Here is a 16,659-nt window from a genome sequence, read left to right on the forward strand (position 1 = left end):
GACACTCAAACTATCATGCACGTGAATATATAAAAGCTCGAACAGTGTAAAAGCTAATAGATAGCGAGTGTTGCGCTATAACAATTTTTGTTGATTTTTTAAGGCTTATGGCGAAGAAAACAAAATGAGATCCACGATGAAAGAAAGTGGCCACCGTTATGGCTGAAGCGCGCTGCCCGGCGTCCTGCGGCGAATTCATTCAGGGTTGGATTGGCGGCAGCGAAAAGCTGGTTTCATGCCCTATCGACTGGTTTAGCACCGTTGAAGTCCGCGAAGGCGTGCAGTCTGGCGAAGAGCGGCCACGTATGCGCCAGATGCTGGAACAGGTGGTGGCATATTTCGGCTATCCCGCAGCATTAGCAAATAACCTGAGCACGGCTCTGCAGTCCACCATTCCAGTGGGTAAAGGTCTGGCGAGCAGCACCGCAGATATTGCCGCAACAGCCTTAGCAACCGCCCGGCATTTGGGTGAAACACTCAGCGAATCTACCCTTGCCGCTTTATGCGTAAACATTGAACCGACCGACAGCACGATTTTTGTCTTGCCGACGCTGTTTTCCCATCTGAATGCACAGACTCAGTTTAGCTGCCAGCCCGCGCCAGCAATGGATATCCTGTTACTTGAAAGTGATACGACGATTCTGACTGAGGAATATCGGCGTCATCAGCGCGAATCTACATTAATCAGCAATGCCGCAGCGCTCGATGATGCGTGGCTTCGCTTGCAACAAAGTTGCGGGATGCAAGATCCTCGCTTACTGGGAGAAGCTGCCACGCAAAGCGCGATCGCCAGCCAGGCGTTGCTGGCAAAGCCGATGTTTTCGCAGCTGTTGGCGCTGGTCGAAGAGTTTGATTTATTCGGCGTGAACGTGGCGCACAGCGGAAGCGCTGTGGGGCTGATGCTGGATGTTCGCAAACATGATGCTGAGAAATTACGCTGGCAGATTAATCAGTTGGCTATTGATGTGTATTACCCGCGGCAACATCTGGTGAAGATGGTAGCAGGCGGCGTGCGTTGAACTCAGGCGAAAAAAACCGCCATGAATGGCGGTTTCTAAAATTAACACTATTTACCCTAAATAATTCGAATTGCATCAAGGCGGTAAGTGAACGCAGCCAACGCAGAGGCAACCCGAAGTACGACGGGTAAATTTAATCGGCCTTGATTTCGCCCATCACTTTCAATTTTTTGGAAATTTCACGACGCTCTTTAGACAGCTCAGCGTTTTTGATGATGTAGTCATCAACGCGGTCTTCGTAGTCGGTTTTCATGCTGGCGATGATGCCCTGAATAGCTTCGATGCTCATACCTGGCTTGATGTAATCGCTCAGGTTGTCCAGCAGCAGAACGCGTTTTGAGTTATCACGGATCTTTTTCTGCACGTCCTGGATTTCACGTTGCAGTTTGTTTTTACGACGGAACAGACGCACAAACTCAAGCACGTCCTGGAAAGATGGTTTGGTTGGTTCCATTTTTATACCCCTGCTAATTTCATACTTGGATTCGTTAAAACAACGATTCATTAAGTTAACGGTCATACGCTTACCTTAAAGGTAGCGACGGCCGCTGACAATGTCATTCTTCAAGCTGCATGGTGATTAGCTGCAACCCGAACATACAGGCGATGGGTCTCTTTCGCTATCTTAACCTCAAATAGTGCTGAATCGAAACCAGCAATTCATATCAGACTAAGCAATTATTTGCGTAACGCGCGGCAGATCAACTGTGAGAGCAATTCCAGTTGACGGGCAAGCTCAAGGCTCAACCAAACGTAGCCATGAATTGGGGTTTCCTGAAGTTTCCCGTTCGGCCCCTCTTGCATCAGTTGGCGCAACTCACTAACGATTTCGGTTAGTTTTTCGTTATTGGCAGAAATCGGCGATGGGTTTCCGTCATGCAATGCCAGGGCAATTGCCGCGAGTGTACGTTGCGTCATCTGCTGTGTGTCACGCAGTGTGCGTGCGTTAATCATCAGGAAGTGGCTTTCACGGGACGCCCAGTAAGCGTTAATTTGCAGCTCGAGCGTGCACACCATGTTACGGCTGACGGTTTGAATCGCTTCTAAGATGGTTTTTTGAATGTGGGTTTCTTTGCTGCTCGGGCCAATCAAAGCACGCATTCTGACCACATCACTTAATACCTGGCGCAGATGCTTTTCCAGGTGCGGGCGTTCCACCAGGTTTGGAGAAAAACCAGCGTTGTAGACCCGACCAAAGGCCGTGACGAAATTCGCCATTTGAATACGCCAGTGGATAAACGCGCGCTGCGGGTAAATGCTGGTGAAGAGCATCGCCAGTAATGAACCGAAGATAACATCACCGCTGCGCCACATCGCGATTTCCATGTCGCCTGCGGGCGCTCCCACCACCACGGCAAGTGTGATACCAATCAGCAAAGCCTGATAGGGCCTTTTACCCAGGGCCAGATAGCCGCAGATAAACATCGCCAGCGCACACCATACCAACATCAAAGGCAGCGAAAAAAGCTCTAGCCTGAGCGCAACCAGGCCCATCGTTGCACCACAAATGGTGCCACCAATACGCTCAAACGCACGCGGGACAACGTTTCCCCAAAAGGAAATGGGCCCCATCACCACCACGAGGGTGATTAATGGCCATGTCCCTTCTGGCACTTTCAGAAGATGGACAATAAGAAAGGTGAGCACAAATGCCAGCGCGATACGGATACCGTGCACGACTCGGTAGTGGCGATAAACGCGGAGCTCAAACGGGCTTAATGATTTGTCGGGGCGCACACCCGGGTCTCCTGAAAAATAAAAACGGGATTGTACCTGTTTTTATTGAGGGGGCATCACAAAGTTAGGGGGCTTGCGCCCCCTTTAGCATCAGACTTGATCTGCCACGGGAATTTACCCGTTAGCATTTGAGTTGCAGGTAGGCGGCCAGGGAACTTATCCCGATGAGCTTACTCAAGTAAGTGATTCGGGTAAGTGAGTGCAGCCAACACCCCTGCAACTTAAAGGATGACGGGTATATACATATCTATTTCCCAGACTCCGCTCTCCGAACCATCGTTAAGATAGTGTTCAAAGCAGGGTTTCGATGCCATTTGATAGCGGTTGTCAGCCAGCAGGCTGTCGAAGAACAAGTTCCACGGCTTGGCAAAATCACCGTCATCGACTCGGGCGCGCGCCACCGCATACTGCCCGGCTTCTATTTTGGTGGTGATAACGCCTTCACTGTTTTCAGGTACGGTGAAGTTTTCAGCCACCGATACTACGGTATCGCAGCGCAGCTTTTCCGCAGGCACGACATCTGGGTTATCGTAATAAACCGCCAGCCACTCTTCGCCGACAATTTTGTGTGTTTTCACCCACAGTGAAAGCTGTTCAAACCCTTGATGAACCGTTTTTTCCCACGGCCCTACCATATGAAAACCAGCTACTTTCCGCTCATGCACTTGTTGTACGTTAAATTCCATATGACCTCCTGACTCGTTTAAAAACACTGTATGTTTATACACCACTAAATTGCAGGGAAACAATCCTTTGTCAGGGTGATGTGGTTACTTTGCGAGCATGATCGCTTTTCGCGAATCTTTCGCCTGTAGATCTTAGTACAGGCCAAAAAAAGGGCCGGCATAACTGCCGACCCCGTTTGCATCCTTCAATTAATTTACAGCTTGTGGCTCAGATAATCGCTGAAGCGCGACCATGCGCTGCCCTTTTTGACATCAGCCAGCGTCACCAGCGGCCAGTGCGCAATAAGTTTATCGCGGTCAAACAGTTCAATTTCACCGACATGCTGGTTAGCTGCGATAGGGGCTTCAAGCTCAGGCTTATCGAGGACATATTTAGCTTTAATATTAGGCACTTCAGATTTTGGCAGCGCCAGATAGACATCCTGATTGGTTCCGACTTCGACTTTCTTTTGATCACCGTACCAGATTGTCTCGGTGCCAATTTTCTTACCTTTATGCAGAACCTGAACGGTATCGAAATTATCCTGACCCCAGTGCAGTAATTTGCGCGCCTGATCTTCACGCCCTTTCGGGCTTTCAGCCCCCATCACCACAGCAATTAAACGGCGCTCGCCATCAACACTCGACGCAATAAGATTGAACCCGGCACTCGCGGTGTGACCGGTTTTCAGGCCATCGACGTTCAAGCCTTTATCCCATAACAGCCCATTACGGTTCTGTTGTGTGATGCCATTCCAGGTCAGGCTGCGCTCGCTATACATATGATAAAAATCAGGTTCGCCATGAATAATGGCGCGGGATAGCACGGCGAGATCGTAAGCGGAACTGTGCTGGCCCGGTGCATCCAGGCCGTGTACCGTTTCAAAATGGGTATCGCGCAGGCGTAATTGCTGCACGTATTTATTCATCATCGCCACAAATTGCGGTTGCCCGCCAGCAACGTAATCGGCTAGCGCGACACAAGCATCGTTCCCGGAGTCGATAATCAGCCCGCGACTCAGGTCATGAACGGTGAGTCGGTCGCCTTGTTTCAAAAACATCAGCGATGAACCGTCGAAAACCGGATTGCCTTTTGCCCAGGCATCTCTGCCCACTGTCACGATATCGTCAGCCTTGATGCGCCCGCTATCAATGGCGCGGTCCACCACATAGCCCGTCATCAATTTAGTCAAACTTGCCGGGTTGCGTCGCACATGTTCGTTTTCCGCAGCCAGAATTTGCCCGGTGGTGTAATCCATCAGCACCCAGGAACCCGCCTGAATTTGTGGAGGGGATGGCGGGTTAACAAAGATATCGTCGGCAAAAGCGGAGTGAGCAGATAATGACAGCAGAGAACAAACAGCAAACAGACGGATCTTCAACGATATACCCTCGGTAACAATAAATTCAGCCGCTTCTTTTACTGGAGTTTGCGATAATTTTCGCAATTAAATTGCAAAAATATATGAATAGATAGCATTGCGTACTCATCTTGAATATCTTGCGCAGTGGTGCAGGAGGCCTGTTAATGGTTTAACATGCACTGATGCAGTGACTGACCAACAAGTTTGAAACATGGAGCGAGTTTTAGTAGGATTTCAGTTTAATAACAATATGTTAAACAACACTCAAGGGCGGGAGTAAACCGTGGATAATACAACGCAACAACCGACCTTTCTCTTCCATGATTATGAGACTTTCGGCAAAAGTCCTTCGCTTGACCGCCCCGCGCAATTTGCAGCGATTCGGACAGATTCCGAGTTTAATGTCATTGGCGAGCCGGAAGTATTTTACTGCCAACCCGCTGATGACTATCTGCCTCAACCCGAAGCGGTGATGATTACCGGAATTACTCCGCAGCACGCGCTGGCTCAGGGAGTCAACGAAGCCGATTTTGCCAAACGCATCCACAGTATTTTTACGCAGCCCAAGACCTGTGTGGTGGGCTACAACAATGTGCGCTTCGATGATGAAGTGACGCGTAATATTTTCTATCGTAATTTTTACGACCCGTATGGCTGGAGCTGGCAGAACGATAACTCCCGCTGGGATCTGCTTGATGTGATGCGCGCCTGTTATGCGTTGCGTCCTGAAGGGATTGTCTGGCCGGAAAACGACGATGGGCTGCCGAGTTTTCGTCTGGAGCATTTAACCAAAGCCAACGGAATTGAACATGCCAACGCGCACGACGCGATGTCCGATGTTTACGCCACTATCGCCATGGCGCAATTGGTTAAAACACGCCAGCCACGTCTGTTCGAGTATCTCTATACTTATCGCTCCAAACACAAGCTCACCACGCTAATTGATATTCCGCAGATGAAACCGCTGGTGCATGTTTCGGGAATGTTCGGTGCATGGCGCGGCAATACCAGTTGGATTGCGCCGCTGGCCTGGCATCCTGATAACCGTAATGCGGTGATCATGGTCGATTTGGCTGGAGATATTTCTCCGCTGCTGGAGCTGGATGCCGATGCATTGCGTGAGCGATTGTATACGCCGAAAGCCGCGCTGGGTGATGCTGCCGCCGTGCCAATCAAACTGGTACATCTGAATAAATGCCCGGTGCTGGCGGTGGCGAATACCCTGCGTCCGGAAGATGCCGAGCGGTTAGGCATCGACCGTAAACGTTGCCTGGATAACCTGAAATTACTGCGGGAACACCCTGCCGTACGTGAAAAAGCGGTGGCTATTTTTGCTGAGGCCGAGCCTTTTGTGCCGTCAGATAATGTCGATGCTCAATTGTATAATGGCTTCTTCAGTGATGCCGATCGCGCGGCGATGCGCATTGTGTTGGAGACAGAGCCGCAAAATTTACCGGCGCTGGATATTACCTTTGCCGATAAACGCATCGAGAAATTGCTGTTTAACTATCGTGCCCGCAACTTCCCCGGCACGCTGGATGAAACTGAGCAGCAGCGCTGGTTAGAACATCGCCGTGAAGTGTTGTCGCAAGAAGCGTTGCAGGCTTACGCTCAAGAACTGGAAGCGCTGTACAACCTGCATGAAAGCGATAAAGAAAAGACGGCGTTGCTGAAAGCGTTGTTTGAGTATGCGCAGTTTTTGGTGGGATAACAAAAAGCAAAAAGGCCGCTTTCGCGGCCTTTTTTGTCTTCCGCTTTTACGCTAAATCTTCGTTGAATTGCGGAACCGGGTTACGGAAGCGACGTGTCACGAAGGCCAGATAGGTCAGGCCGATAGCCGCCCAAATCAGCCCCAGAATCATCGAGCTTTCTTCCAGGTTAATCCACAATGCACCCACTGTCAGCGCGCCGCAGATTGGCAGCACCAGATAGTTGATGTGATCTTTGATGGACTTGTTACGGCCTTCGCGGATCCAGAACTGGGAAATGACTGACAGGTTGACGAAGGTAAACGCCACCAGCGCACCGAAGTTAATCAGCGCCGTTGCTGTAACCAGGTCAAATTTCACCGCGAACAGAGCAATGATTCCCACCAGCACAACGTTCAACGCCGGGGTACGCCATTTCGGATGAATGTAACCGAAGAAACGCTCCGGGAACACGCCGTCACGACCCATCACATACATCAGGCGAGAAACGCCCGCATGTGCCGCCATACCAGAAGCCAGAACCGTCACACAGGAGAAAATCAGGATGCCGAACTGGAAGGCTTTGCCTGCCACGAAGAGCATGATTTCTGGCTGTGATGCGTCCGGGTCATGGAAGCGAGAGATGTCCGGGAAGTACAGTTGCAGGAAGTAAGACACCACCACGAAGATCACGCCGCCAATCAGGGCAGTCAGGAAAATCGCTTTCGGAATGACTCGGCCTGCATCTTTCGTTTCTTCGGACAACGAGCTAATGCCGTCAAAGCCGAGGAACGAGAAGCACAGTATCGTCGCACCGGTGATCATCGGCACCACGTTTGCGTGTTCAGACCAGAATGGACGCGTGCTGGTTAACGTGCCGGCACCTTCGCCATTGGCTACGCCATAAATCACCAGACCCGTGATTACCACCATCACAACCATTTGCAGCACAACGATGAGGCTATTGAAGTTAGCCACGGTTTTGATGCCACGCAGGTTAGAGATGGTCATAAAGCCCACCAGCAGCACGACGAATATCCACGATGGGATCGACGGCACCAGGGCTTCAAAATAGATTTTTGCCAGCAGGATGTTGATCATCGGCATGAAGAGATAATCAAGCAGCGCCGACCAGCCCACCATAAAGCCGACCACCGGGTGGATAGCTTTTTGAGCGTAGGTATAGGCGGAACCCGCTGATGGGAAGCGGCGTACTAGCTTTCCATAACTTAACGCGGTAAACAAAATTGCCACAAGGGCAAACGCGTAAGCCGTAGCGACATGTCCGTCGGTAAGGCCAGATACAATCCCAAATGTATCGAACAAGGTCATAGGCTGCATATAAGCAAGGCCCATCATAACAACCGGAATGAGCGTTAGGCTCTTACGGAGTTCAACACGAGATTTTGCACCTGCGGTGACGTTAAGCGACATGGTCATTCCCCCAAACGGCGAATACCTGCGCAAAAGCAAAAAGCTGCCCCATCTGAATTTCCTCGGCGACACGACTGTCGTTTTTTAAAAGCTAGTATCTATCCGGTACGAAGCCCGGCCTCTTGGATTTTGGCGGATGCCTGTTTGACTACTGGAACTCAATGCAAAAAAATAACCGACGCGTTTAACGTCGGTTTTTTTGTTCTCATTTAGTGAGGCGCGTATTTTGCACTAATTCGAGGCATGATGACAAGATGTTGAGACCTTCATTAACAATTTCTTTTTCAGCAGTTAACGGAACGAGAAAACGAATCACATTGGCTCGCACTCCGCAAGAAAGCAGCACCAGTCCTTTTTTACCGGCTTCTTTGACAAGTTCTTGTGTTAACTCTTTATTTGGACGATGGCTGTCACGCTCTTCCACCAGTTCCATGGCAATCATTGCGCCATAACCACGGACATCGCCAATACAGTCAAATTGCTCGGCCATTTCGTGTAAACGACGGGTGATTTGCTCGCCAATTTCTTGCGCGCGGGCATTGAGATTTTCCGTCTCAATGATATCAGTCACCGCCAGCGCGGCAGCAATCGCCACGGGTGAACCCGCATAAGTGCCGCCAAGCCCGCCCGGCATGGCTTTATCAAACAACGATTTCTTACCCACCAGCGCCGAAAGTGGGAAACCGCCCGCCAGGCTTTTCGCCATCGTGACTAAATCGGGTTCCACTTCACTGTGTTCAATCGCGAAGGTTTTACCGGTACGGCAAAAACCGCTCTGGATTTCGTCGGCAATCAACACGATGCCGTGTTTATCGCACAGCGCGCGCAGTTGTTTCATAAAGGAAGGCGATGCGGCGTAGAAGCCCCCTTCCCCTTGTACCGGTTCAATAATAATGGCGGCGACTTCATCGGGTGACACGTCTGCGGCAAAAATACCCGCCAGCGAGGCCAGCGCCTGAGTGTCGCTCACGCCAAGATATGCCGCTGGATAAGGCGCGTGATAAATACCTGCCGGGAAGGGACCGTAACCTTTTTTATACGGCTGAACTTTACCCGTTAACGCCATTCCCAGAAGCGTTCGGCCATGGAACGCACCACGAAACGCGATAATAGCCGAGCGCCCGGTGGCGATTCGCGCCACTTTAATGGCATTTTCAACGGCTTCAGCGCCAGTGGTGAGAAACAGGGTCTGGCACGGTTCGCTTATCGGCACCAGTGTATTCAGCCGTTCGGCAAGCTCGATATAATTGCCGTAAGGCGTGACCTGGAAACAAGGATGGGTAAATTTTTCAAGCTGTTGACGCACCGCATCAATCACTGCCGGATGGTTATGCCCGGTATTGAGCACCGCAATACCAGAAGCAAAATCAATATAGCGTTTGCCTTCAACATCCCAAATTTCGGCATTTTTCGCTTTTTCGATGTATACCGGCAACGCATTGCCGACTCCCTGAGGAACCGCCTGCTCACGCCGTGACTGCCATTGCTGATTGGTTTGCTTCATACAGACTCCTTGCGCACAAAAAAACTCTGCAAAACAACGCAGAGAAGAAAAATAAACGCGAAGACACTTTCAGAAGAAATAACGATCCACTATTAACCATAGATGTGACGACAGCGCCCTGCCACTCACCCATTTGTATTATTTTCCGTGGTGCCGTAGACCACAGCAATCTCCGGACTGCTGACTATCTGCTCGCGCCACCATTCGCTGGCAAGCCCGGCGGTTTGCTCGTTCCAGCCAATCCATACCGGAACAAACGGCACATGGGAAACCACCCGTTTTTCTACCAATACGCCACTTTCAATAAAGCGTTGCGCCATGTAACGCGGAACATAACCGCAGCCGATGCCGCTGATTTGCAGCTCGAGTTTAGTTTTGAAATCAAAAACAGTGATCGCATCCTGATCTTCGAGTAAATGCATCGAACGTGACGGTTCAAGACGGGAAGTATCGCCGACGATCACCGCACGACTGCGTTTCACCACACGCCGCGTTAGAGGTTCTTCAATCTCAGCCAGGGGATGATGTGGTGCGACGACAAACACGCTTTCGAGTTGCCCGAGCAAGGTAAAACCAAAACCGCTCAGTGACGGCGGGTCACTCATTGCGCCAACGATAATATCTGCCCGCCCTTCGGTGAGCGCTTCCCAGGAACCGCCGAGCACGCCATTGATAAATTTCAGGCGCGTCACGCTGTAGCTTTTGTAGAACGCTTCAATTAACGGCGTCAGCAGCGAAAACGGAAAAGAGTCATCCACACCAATCACCAGTTCGTTTTCCCAGCCCTGATGTAGCTTGATAGCCTGCTGTTCGAGTTCACGTACGGAATGCAGCACTTCGCGGCCTTTTTCCAGCAGAAGCTGACCCGTTCGCGTAAAACGCGCGCGGTGACCGGAACGGTCGAGGATTTGAATGTTGAGATCGTTTTCGAGTTTTTGAACGGTGTAACTGAGCGCGGAAGGCGTTTTGAAGAGCTTTGTTGCCGCCGCAGCAAAGCTCCCTTCTTTATCGAGGGTATCGAGAATTATCAATACATCCAGCAGTGGTTTCATACTCGTCCCCTTCGGTCACGAGCAATGCCCCACAGCGGTTACTGCATGGGCATTACCAGCGGGTTTGGATACTGATATTCAAACCCAAGTTCATTGCAAATACGGCTGCCATCCACCAGCTTACCGTGGCCATTTTGCCCTTCCGTTCTGAACACTGGCGCATCAAGGTTCATCTGGCGCGCCATTTGAGTGTAGAACTCAGCACGCGATGGGTGATCTGGCGCACATAAATTATAGATGTGTCCGCCCTTTGGAGCCTGCAACAACAGCGTAATAGCTGAAATAACATCTTCGAGATGCACCAGGTTGACGCCATGCGTGCCGTTTTGCACATCCACTTTTCCTGCCAGGAAGCGCCCAGGATGGCGCTCCGGCCCAACTAAGCCTGCCAGTCGCAGAATATCGACCGAGGTTCCCGGCAAATCATGCAGCCAGGTTTCAAGTTCTTTAAGCACACGGCCACTGGCGGTCACCGGTTCAAGTGGCGAGGTTTCTTTCACGGTGCTTTCGGTCTCACCGTAAACTGACGTGGAGCTGGTAAAAATGATGCGCGGAATATCATGTGCTAACGCGCTATCAACAATTTCCTGAACCGCTTGCAGATAAAAATCGTCGCCCTCACCGGTGCGGCGAGCAGGCAGCGTTATGACCAAAGCATCCGCATCAAGCAACACGTCGAGATCGTCGCTATCGCAAATCAGTTCGGGCGTGAGTTGCAATTGATAACTGTCAATTCCGCACATTCTTGCGGCTTCGACACCATCAAGGGTGGTTTTACTTCCTGTCACTTGCCAGCCCCGCGCTGACAATGACATCGCCAGCGGCATTCCCAACCAGCCTAACCCGACAATCGCAACCTTTTTCATTTCCTGTCTCCTGGAATGCAGCATATTTCTCTGCGGTTCTTTTTCGCCCTGCTTTTAGGCTACGCCACGTTAGCGGAACTGACAATTACTGCGGCTAAACAGAATATTAATCCCGGATGAAAAAAGCCCTTGCGCTCAACGCTGCATCTGGTTTACGTTAAAAGCACATCATGAATAAACATTCATACGAGAATTTTATGACACGCGTTCAAAATACTACCCACCATCATCACCATCATCCTGACTAGTCTTTCAGGCGATGTGTGCTGGAAGATGAAAAAATCTTCCACTGGTGCATGAACGAGTCAATAAGCCCCCGGAAGATTTCTTCCGGGGGCTTTTTTTGGACGTCAGACAAGAATTTATCAGGAGAGATTGCACATGTTAGACAACAACCGTTTACGCATAGCTATTCAGAAATCAGGCCGTTTAAGTGATGATTCACGCGAATTACTGGCTCGCTGCGGGATAAAAATCAACCTGCACACTCAGCGCCTGATTGCGCTGGCAGAAAATATGCCAATCGACATTTTGCGTGTCCGTGATGACGATATCCCTGGGCTGATTATGGACGGCGTGGTGGATTTGGGCATTATTGGCGAGAACGTGCTGGAAGAAGAGTTGCTGACTCGCCGCGCTCAGGGTGAAGATCCTCGTTATTACACGCTGCGTCGTTTAGATTTCGGCGGTTGCCGTTTCTCGCTGGCGATTTCTGTTGATGAGCCGTGGGATGGCCCGGCATGCCTCAACAACAAACGTATCGCCACCTCTTACCCTCACCTGTTAAAGCGCTACCTTGATGGCAAAGGTGTGCAGTTCAAATCTTGCTTGTTGAACGGTTCCGTTGAAGTTGCCCCGCGTGCGGGTCTGGCTGATGCAATTTGTGACCTGGTTTCTACCGGTGCAACACTTGAAGCCAACGGCCTGCGTGAAGTTGAAGTGATTTACCGTTCCAAAGCGTGCCTGATTCAGCGCGATGGCGAAATGCCAGAAGCTAAACAACAGCTTATCGACAAACTGATGACTCGTATTCAGGGCGTGATTCAGGCGCGTGAATCGAAATACATCATGTTGCATGCGCCAAGCGAGCGTCTGGACGAGATTATCTCTCTGCTGCCAGGCGCTGAACGCCCAACTATTCTGCCGCTCGCAGGCGATCAACAGCGTGTAGCGATGCATATGGTGAGCAGTGAAACGCTGTTCTGGGAAACCATGGAAAAACTGAAAGCGCTGGGTGCCAGTTCGATTCTGGTGTTACCAATTGAGAAAATGATGGAGTAACACCATGGCAAACTTCAATACGTTGATTGACTGGAATGAATGCGATGCGGCGGCACAAAATGCACTGCTGACGCGCCCGGCAATTTCGGCATCCGAGAGCATTACCCGCACGGTCGCGGACATCATGAATAATGTGAAAACCAACGGTGATGCGGCTCTGCGTGAGTACAGCGCAAAGTTTGATAAAACTGAAGTGCAGCAACTCAGAGTCAGCGAGCAGGAAATTTCCGCAGCGGTAGCGCGTCTGGGTTCAGAGATTAAAGACGCGATGGCCGTGGCCGTGGCGAATATCGAGAAATTCCACGTCGCGCAACAGCTCCCGCCGGTGGATATCGAAACCATGCCAGGCGTGCGGTGCCAGCAGGTGACTCGCCCGGTGGCATCGGTTGGCTTATATATTCCTGGCGGTTCAGCACCGCTATTTTCAACCGTATTGATGCTTGCCACTCCCGCACGGATTGCGGGTTGTAAAAAAGTGGTGTTGTGTTCACCGCCGCCAATTGCCGATGAAATTTTGTATGCCGCGCAACTTTGTGGCGTGCAGGAAGTGTTTCAGGTTGGCGGTGCGCAGGCAATCGCTGCGCTGGCGCTGGGTACTGAAAGCATCCCGAAAGTGGATAAAATTTTTGGGCCAGGCAACGCTTTTGTAACCGAAGCGAAACGCCAGGTCAGCCAGCGTCTTGATGGCGCGGCAATTGACATGCCTGCTGGCCCGTCTGAAGTCTTAGTCATCGCCGACAGCGGCGCGACGCCTGACTTCGTGGCATCCGACCTGCTTTCTCAAGCTGAACACGGCCCGGACTCACAGGTGATTTTGCTGACGCCAGATGCGCAGATGGCGCAAGCCGTTGCCGAAGCCGTTGAACGCCAGCTTGCCGCACTTCCGCGTGCTGAAACCGCTCGCAAAGCGCTGGAAAGCAGCCGCCTGATTGTGGCCCGTGATTTAGAGCAATGCATTGAGATTTCCAACCAGTACGGCCCGGAGCACCTGATTATTCAGACGCGTAACGCCCGCGACCTGGTCGATAGCATCACCAGTGCCGGTTCAGTGTTCCTCGGTGACTGGTCACCGGAGTCAGCTGGCGACTACGCTTCGGGTACTAACCATGTGCTGCCAACGTACGGTTATACATCGACCTGTTCGAGCCTTGGACTGGCTGATTTCCAGAAACGCATGACGGTCCAGGAACTCTCGCCGCAAGGTTTCGCAAGCCTTGCTAAAACCATTGAAACGCTGGCCGCCGCCGAGCTGCTGGATGCCCACAAAAACGCCGTTACCCTGCGCGTTGCAGCGCTGAAGGAGATGCAATGAGCATTGAAGAGTTAGCCCGTGAGAACGTTCGCGCCCTGACCCCTTACCAGTCGGCTCGCCGCCTGGGTGGCAATGGTGATGTGTGGCTGAACGCCAACGAATACCCGATCGCAGTTGAATTTGAATTAACGCAGCAGACGCTGAACCGTTACCCGGAATGCCAGCCAAAACTGGTCATCGAACGTTACGCCGAATACGCCGGGGTTAAACCGGAACAAGTTCTGGTGAGCCGTGGCGCAGACGAAGGTATCGAATTGTTGATTCGTGCATTCTGCGAGCCGGGTAAAGATGCGGTTCTCTACTGCCCACCAACTTACGGGATGTATAGCGTAAGCAGCGAAGCCTTCAACGTGGAATGCCGTGTCGTACCAACACTGGCAGACTGGCAGCTCGATTTACCGGCCATTGCCGAGAATCTTGAAGGCGTAAAAGTCATTTATGTTTGCAGCCCGAATAACCCGACGGGGCAGTTAATCAATCCGCAAGATTTCCGCGTGCTGCTGGAAATGGCTCGCGGTAAAGCCTTAGTGGTTGCGGACGAAGCCTATATCGAGTTTTGCCCGCAGGCGACGCTCGCTGGCTGGTTGAATGAGTATCCGCACCTTGTGGTGCTGCGCACGCTTTCCAAAGCCTTTGCGCTGGCTGGCCTGCGTTGTGGTTTTACTCTGGCCAATGAAGAAGTGATTAACTTGCTGATGAAAGTCATCGCCCCTTACCCTCTTTCAACGCCAGTTGCGGATATCGCCGCTCAGGCACTAAGCCCGCAGGGTATCAATGCGATGCGCAAGCGGGTGGCCGAAATTTTAGTCAATCGCCAATATCTGATCGCGGCATTGCAGGATGTGGCCTGCGTTGAGCAAGTTTTCGATTCTGAAACCAACTATGTGCTGGCGCGCATCACCGCTTCCAGTGCGGTATTTAAATCTCTGTGGGATCAGGGCATTATCCTACGTGACCAAAATAAACAACCATCGTTAAGCGGCTGCTTGCGGATTACCGTCGGCACCCGTCTTGAATGCGAGCGCACCATTGCTGCGCTGCGTGAACAACCCGGCCTGACGGCCACGGAGGGCGTGTGAGCCAGAAAATTCTTTTTATCGACCGTGACGGCACTTTAATTTCCGAGCCTCCTTCAGATTTCCAGGTGGATCGCATGGACAAACTGGCGTTTGAGCCTGCGGTGATCCCCGCCCTGCTGCAATTGCAAAAAGCAGGCTACAAGCTGGTGATGATCACCAATCAGGACGGCTTAGGGACGGATAGCTTCCCGCAGGCGGATTTCGACGGCCCGCACAACCTGATGATGCAGGTGTTTAGCTCGCAGGGTGTGAGCTTTGATGACGTGCTGATTTGCCCGCATCTTCCTGCCGACAACTGCGAGTGCCGCAAACCAAAATTGGCGATGGTGAAAGGCTACCTGGAAGAAGGTGTTCTGGATAAACCTAACAGCTACGTGATTGGCGACCGTGCAACGGACATTGAACTGGCCGAGAACATGGGCATTCAGGGGCTGCGTTACCACGGTGAAACGCTGAACTGGTCTGCCATCAGCGAGCAACTGACCAAACGTGACCGTTACGCGCACGTGGAACGCGCCACGAAAGAAACGCAAATCGACGTGCAGGTCTGGCTTGACCGCGAAGGCGGCAGCAAAATTAACACCGGCGTCGGTTTCTTCGACCACATGCTGGACCAGATTGCCACCCACGGCGGCTTCCGTATGGATATCAGCGTAAAAGGCGATCTTTATATCGACGATCACCACACCGTAGAAGACACCGGCCTGGCACTGGGCGAAGCGCTGAAAATCGCCCTGGGCGATAAACGCGGCATTACGCGCTTTGGCTTTACATTGCCGATGGACGAATGCCTGGCCCGCTGCGCGCTGGATATTTCTGGCCGCCCGCACCTTGAATATAAGGCCGAGTACAACTTCCAGCGCGTCGGCGATTTAAGCACTGAAATGGTCGAACACTTCTTCCGTTCGCTCTCTTACACCATGGGCGTGACGCTGCACCTGAAAACCAAAGGCAAAAACGACCACCACCGTGTCGAAAGCCTGTTTAAAGTCTTTGGTCGCACACTGCGCCAGGCGATTCGCGTCGAAGGTGACACGCTGCCCTCCTCGAAAGGAGTGTTGTAATGAACGTGGTGATTCTGGACACAGGATGCGCCAACCTGCACTCGGTAAAAGCGGCGATTCAGCGCCATGGCTATGAGCCGTTGGTGAGCCGCGACCCGGATGTGGTGTTGCGTGCCGACAAACTGTTTTTGCCCGGCGTGGGAACCGCGCAGGCGGCGATGGATCAGATTCGTGAGCGCGAGCTTATCGAGCTGATTAAAGCGTGCACTCAACCGGTGCTCGGCATTTGCCTCGGGATGCAACTTTTGGCCTCTCGCAGTGATGAAAGCAATGGCATCGACATGCTCGGCATTATCGACGAACCGGTGTTGAAAATGACCGACCACGGTTTGCCTTTGCCACATATGGGCTGGAACCGCGTCTATCCCAAAGCGGGCGACCGCCTGTTCCGTGGCATTGACGACGGCGATTATTTTTACTTTGTGCACAGCTACGCGATGCCCGTTTGCGCGAACACTATCGCGCAGGCCAGCTACGGTGAAGCGTTCACCGCCGCCGTGCAAAAAGATAACTTCTTCGGCGTGCAGTTCCACCCGGAGCGCTCGGGTGCCGCAGGCGCAAAATTACTGAAAAACTTCCTGGAGATGTAAGCAC

The 16,659-nt window shown here is 51.8% G+C and carries 17 protein-coding genes and 1 other annotated feature; of the genes, 8 read left to right on the forward strand and 9 right to left on the reverse strand.

What is annotated here, in order from left to right; translation table 11 throughout:
- Window positions 1-158: 158 nt before the first annotated feature.
- Window positions 159-1,019 (forward strand): GHMP family kinase ATP-binding protein, encoded by an 861-nt coding sequence (locus AC0IWZ_RS13075; protein ID WP_471679045.1) that lies wholly within the window; start codon window positions 159-161, stop codon window positions 1,017-1,019.
- A 133-nt stretch (window positions 1,020-1,152) separates the two neighbouring features.
- On the opposite strand, the gene AC0IWZ_RS13080 is transcribed toward AC0IWZ_RS13075, so the two are convergent.
- The 4 genes from AC0IWZ_RS13080 to dacD form a co-directional block, all read right to left on the reverse strand.
- Window positions 1,153-1,473, reverse strand: a complete 321-nt coding sequence (locus AC0IWZ_RS13080; protein ID WP_034496514.1) for a DUF496 family protein — start codon at window positions 1,471-1,473, stop codon at window positions 1,153-1,155.
- Between the two features lie 224 nt (window positions 1,474-1,697).
- A complete protein-coding gene (locus AC0IWZ_RS13085; protein ID WP_034496515.1) occupies window positions 1,698-2,756 on the reverse strand; it encodes an FUSC family protein in 1,059 nt (352 codons plus the stop codon).
- 221 nt (window positions 2,757-2,977) lie between these two features.
- The gene (gene sbmC, locus AC0IWZ_RS13090) at window positions 2,978-3,442 is read right to left on the reverse strand and encodes a DNA gyrase inhibitor SbmC (RefSeq protein ID WP_034496516.1); all 465 of its coding nucleotides are present in this window, start codon (window positions 3,440-3,442) and stop codon (window positions 2,978-2,980) included.
- Window positions 3,443-3,636: 194 nt separating this feature from the next.
- A complete protein-coding gene (dacD, locus tag AC0IWZ_RS13095) occupies window positions 3,637-4,803 on the reverse strand; it encodes a serine-type D-Ala-D-Ala carboxypeptidase DacD (protein WP_115627912.1) in 1,167 nt (388 codons plus the stop codon).
- Between the two features lie 265 nt (window positions 4,804-5,068).
- Here dacD and sbcB point away from each other — a divergent pair, with 265 nt between their 5' ends.
- Window positions 5,069-6,496: an exodeoxyribonuclease I gene (gene sbcB / locus AC0IWZ_RS13100; RefSeq protein WP_034496518.1), complete on the forward strand. Its 1,428-nt coding sequence runs from the start codon at window positions 5,069-5,071 to the stop codon at window positions 6,494-6,496.
- A gap of 46 nt (window positions 6,497-6,542) precedes the next feature.
- On the opposite strand, the gene AC0IWZ_RS13105 is transcribed toward sbcB, so the two are convergent.
- From AC0IWZ_RS13105 to AC0IWZ_RS13125, 5 genes are all read right to left on the reverse strand, one after another.
- Entirely contained in the window at window positions 6,543-7,907 is a 1,365-nt protein-coding gene (locus tag AC0IWZ_RS13105; RefSeq protein ID WP_034496566.1) for an APC family permease, read from the reverse strand.
- The gene (gene yoeI, locus AC0IWZ_RS13110) at window positions 7,897-7,959 is read right to left on the reverse strand and encodes a membrane protein YoeI (RefSeq protein ID WP_115631794.1); all 63 of its coding nucleotides are present in this window, start codon (window positions 7,957-7,959) and stop codon (window positions 7,897-7,899) included. The genes AC0IWZ_RS13105 and yoeI overlap by 11 nt, the downstream gene beginning before the upstream one ends.
- A gap of 153 nt (window positions 7,960-8,112) precedes the next feature.
- Window positions 8,113-9,411, reverse strand: a complete 1,299-nt coding sequence (gene gabT, locus AC0IWZ_RS13115) for a 4-aminobutyrate--2-oxoglutarate transaminase (RefSeq protein ID WP_115627910.1) — start codon at window positions 9,409-9,411, stop codon at window positions 8,113-8,115.
- A gap of 125 nt (window positions 9,412-9,536) precedes the next feature.
- Entirely contained in the window at window positions 9,537-10,463 is a 927-nt protein-coding gene (locus tag AC0IWZ_RS13120; RefSeq protein ID WP_034496523.1) for a LysR substrate-binding domain-containing protein, read from the reverse strand.
- 38 nt (window positions 10,464-10,501) lie between these two features.
- Window positions 10,502-11,329, reverse strand: a complete 828-nt coding sequence (locus tag AC0IWZ_RS13125) for an SDR family oxidoreductase (RefSeq protein ID WP_471677116.1) — start codon at window positions 11,327-11,329, stop codon at window positions 10,502-10,504.
- A 197-nt stretch (window positions 11,330-11,526) separates the two neighbouring features.
- Between AC0IWZ_RS13125 and hisL the strand changes: the two genes are divergently transcribed.
- The 6 genes from hisL (at window position 11,527) to hisH (ending at window position 16,655) form a co-directional block, all read left to right on the forward strand.
- Entirely contained in the window at window positions 11,527-11,577 is a 51-nt protein-coding gene (hisL, locus tag AC0IWZ_RS13130) for a his operon leader peptide (RefSeq protein WP_197969191.1), read from the forward strand.
- Window positions 11,553-11,675, forward strand: a sequence feature (His leader region). Its footprint overlaps the gene before it by 25 nt.
- A gap of 35 nt (window positions 11,676-11,710) precedes the next feature.
- Window positions 11,711-12,610: an ATP phosphoribosyltransferase gene (hisG, locus tag AC0IWZ_RS13135; protein WP_115627908.1), complete on the forward strand. Its 900-nt coding sequence runs from the start codon at window positions 11,711-11,713 to the stop codon at window positions 12,608-12,610.
- Window positions 12,611-12,614: 4 nt separating this feature from the next.
- Window positions 12,615-13,922, forward strand: a complete 1,308-nt coding sequence (gene hisD / locus AC0IWZ_RS13140) for a histidinol dehydrogenase (protein ID WP_471677115.1) — start codon at window positions 12,615-12,617, stop codon at window positions 13,920-13,922.
- Window positions 13,919-15,001, forward strand: coding sequence for a histidinol-phosphate transaminase (hisC, locus tag AC0IWZ_RS13145; protein ID WP_471677114.1), 1,083 nt, complete (start codon window positions 13,919-13,921; stop codon window positions 14,999-15,001). Before hisD ends, hisC begins: the two co-directional genes overlap by 4 nt.
- The gene (gene hisB, locus AC0IWZ_RS13150) at window positions 14,998-16,065 is read left to right on the forward strand and encodes a bifunctional histidinol-phosphatase/imidazoleglycerol-phosphate dehydratase HisB (RefSeq protein ID WP_471677113.1); all 1,068 of its coding nucleotides are present in this window, start codon (window positions 14,998-15,000) and stop codon (window positions 16,063-16,065) included. The genes hisC and hisB overlap by 4 nt, the downstream gene beginning before the upstream one ends.
- A complete protein-coding gene (gene hisH / locus AC0IWZ_RS13155) occupies window positions 16,065-16,655 on the forward strand; it encodes an imidazole glycerol phosphate synthase subunit HisH (protein ID WP_471677112.1) in 591 nt (196 codons plus the stop codon). Before hisB ends, hisH begins: the two co-directional genes overlap by 1 nt.
- Window positions 16,656-16,659: the final 4 nt, after the last annotated feature.

This window comes from Buttiauxella sp. AC142 (assembly GCF_979253435.1).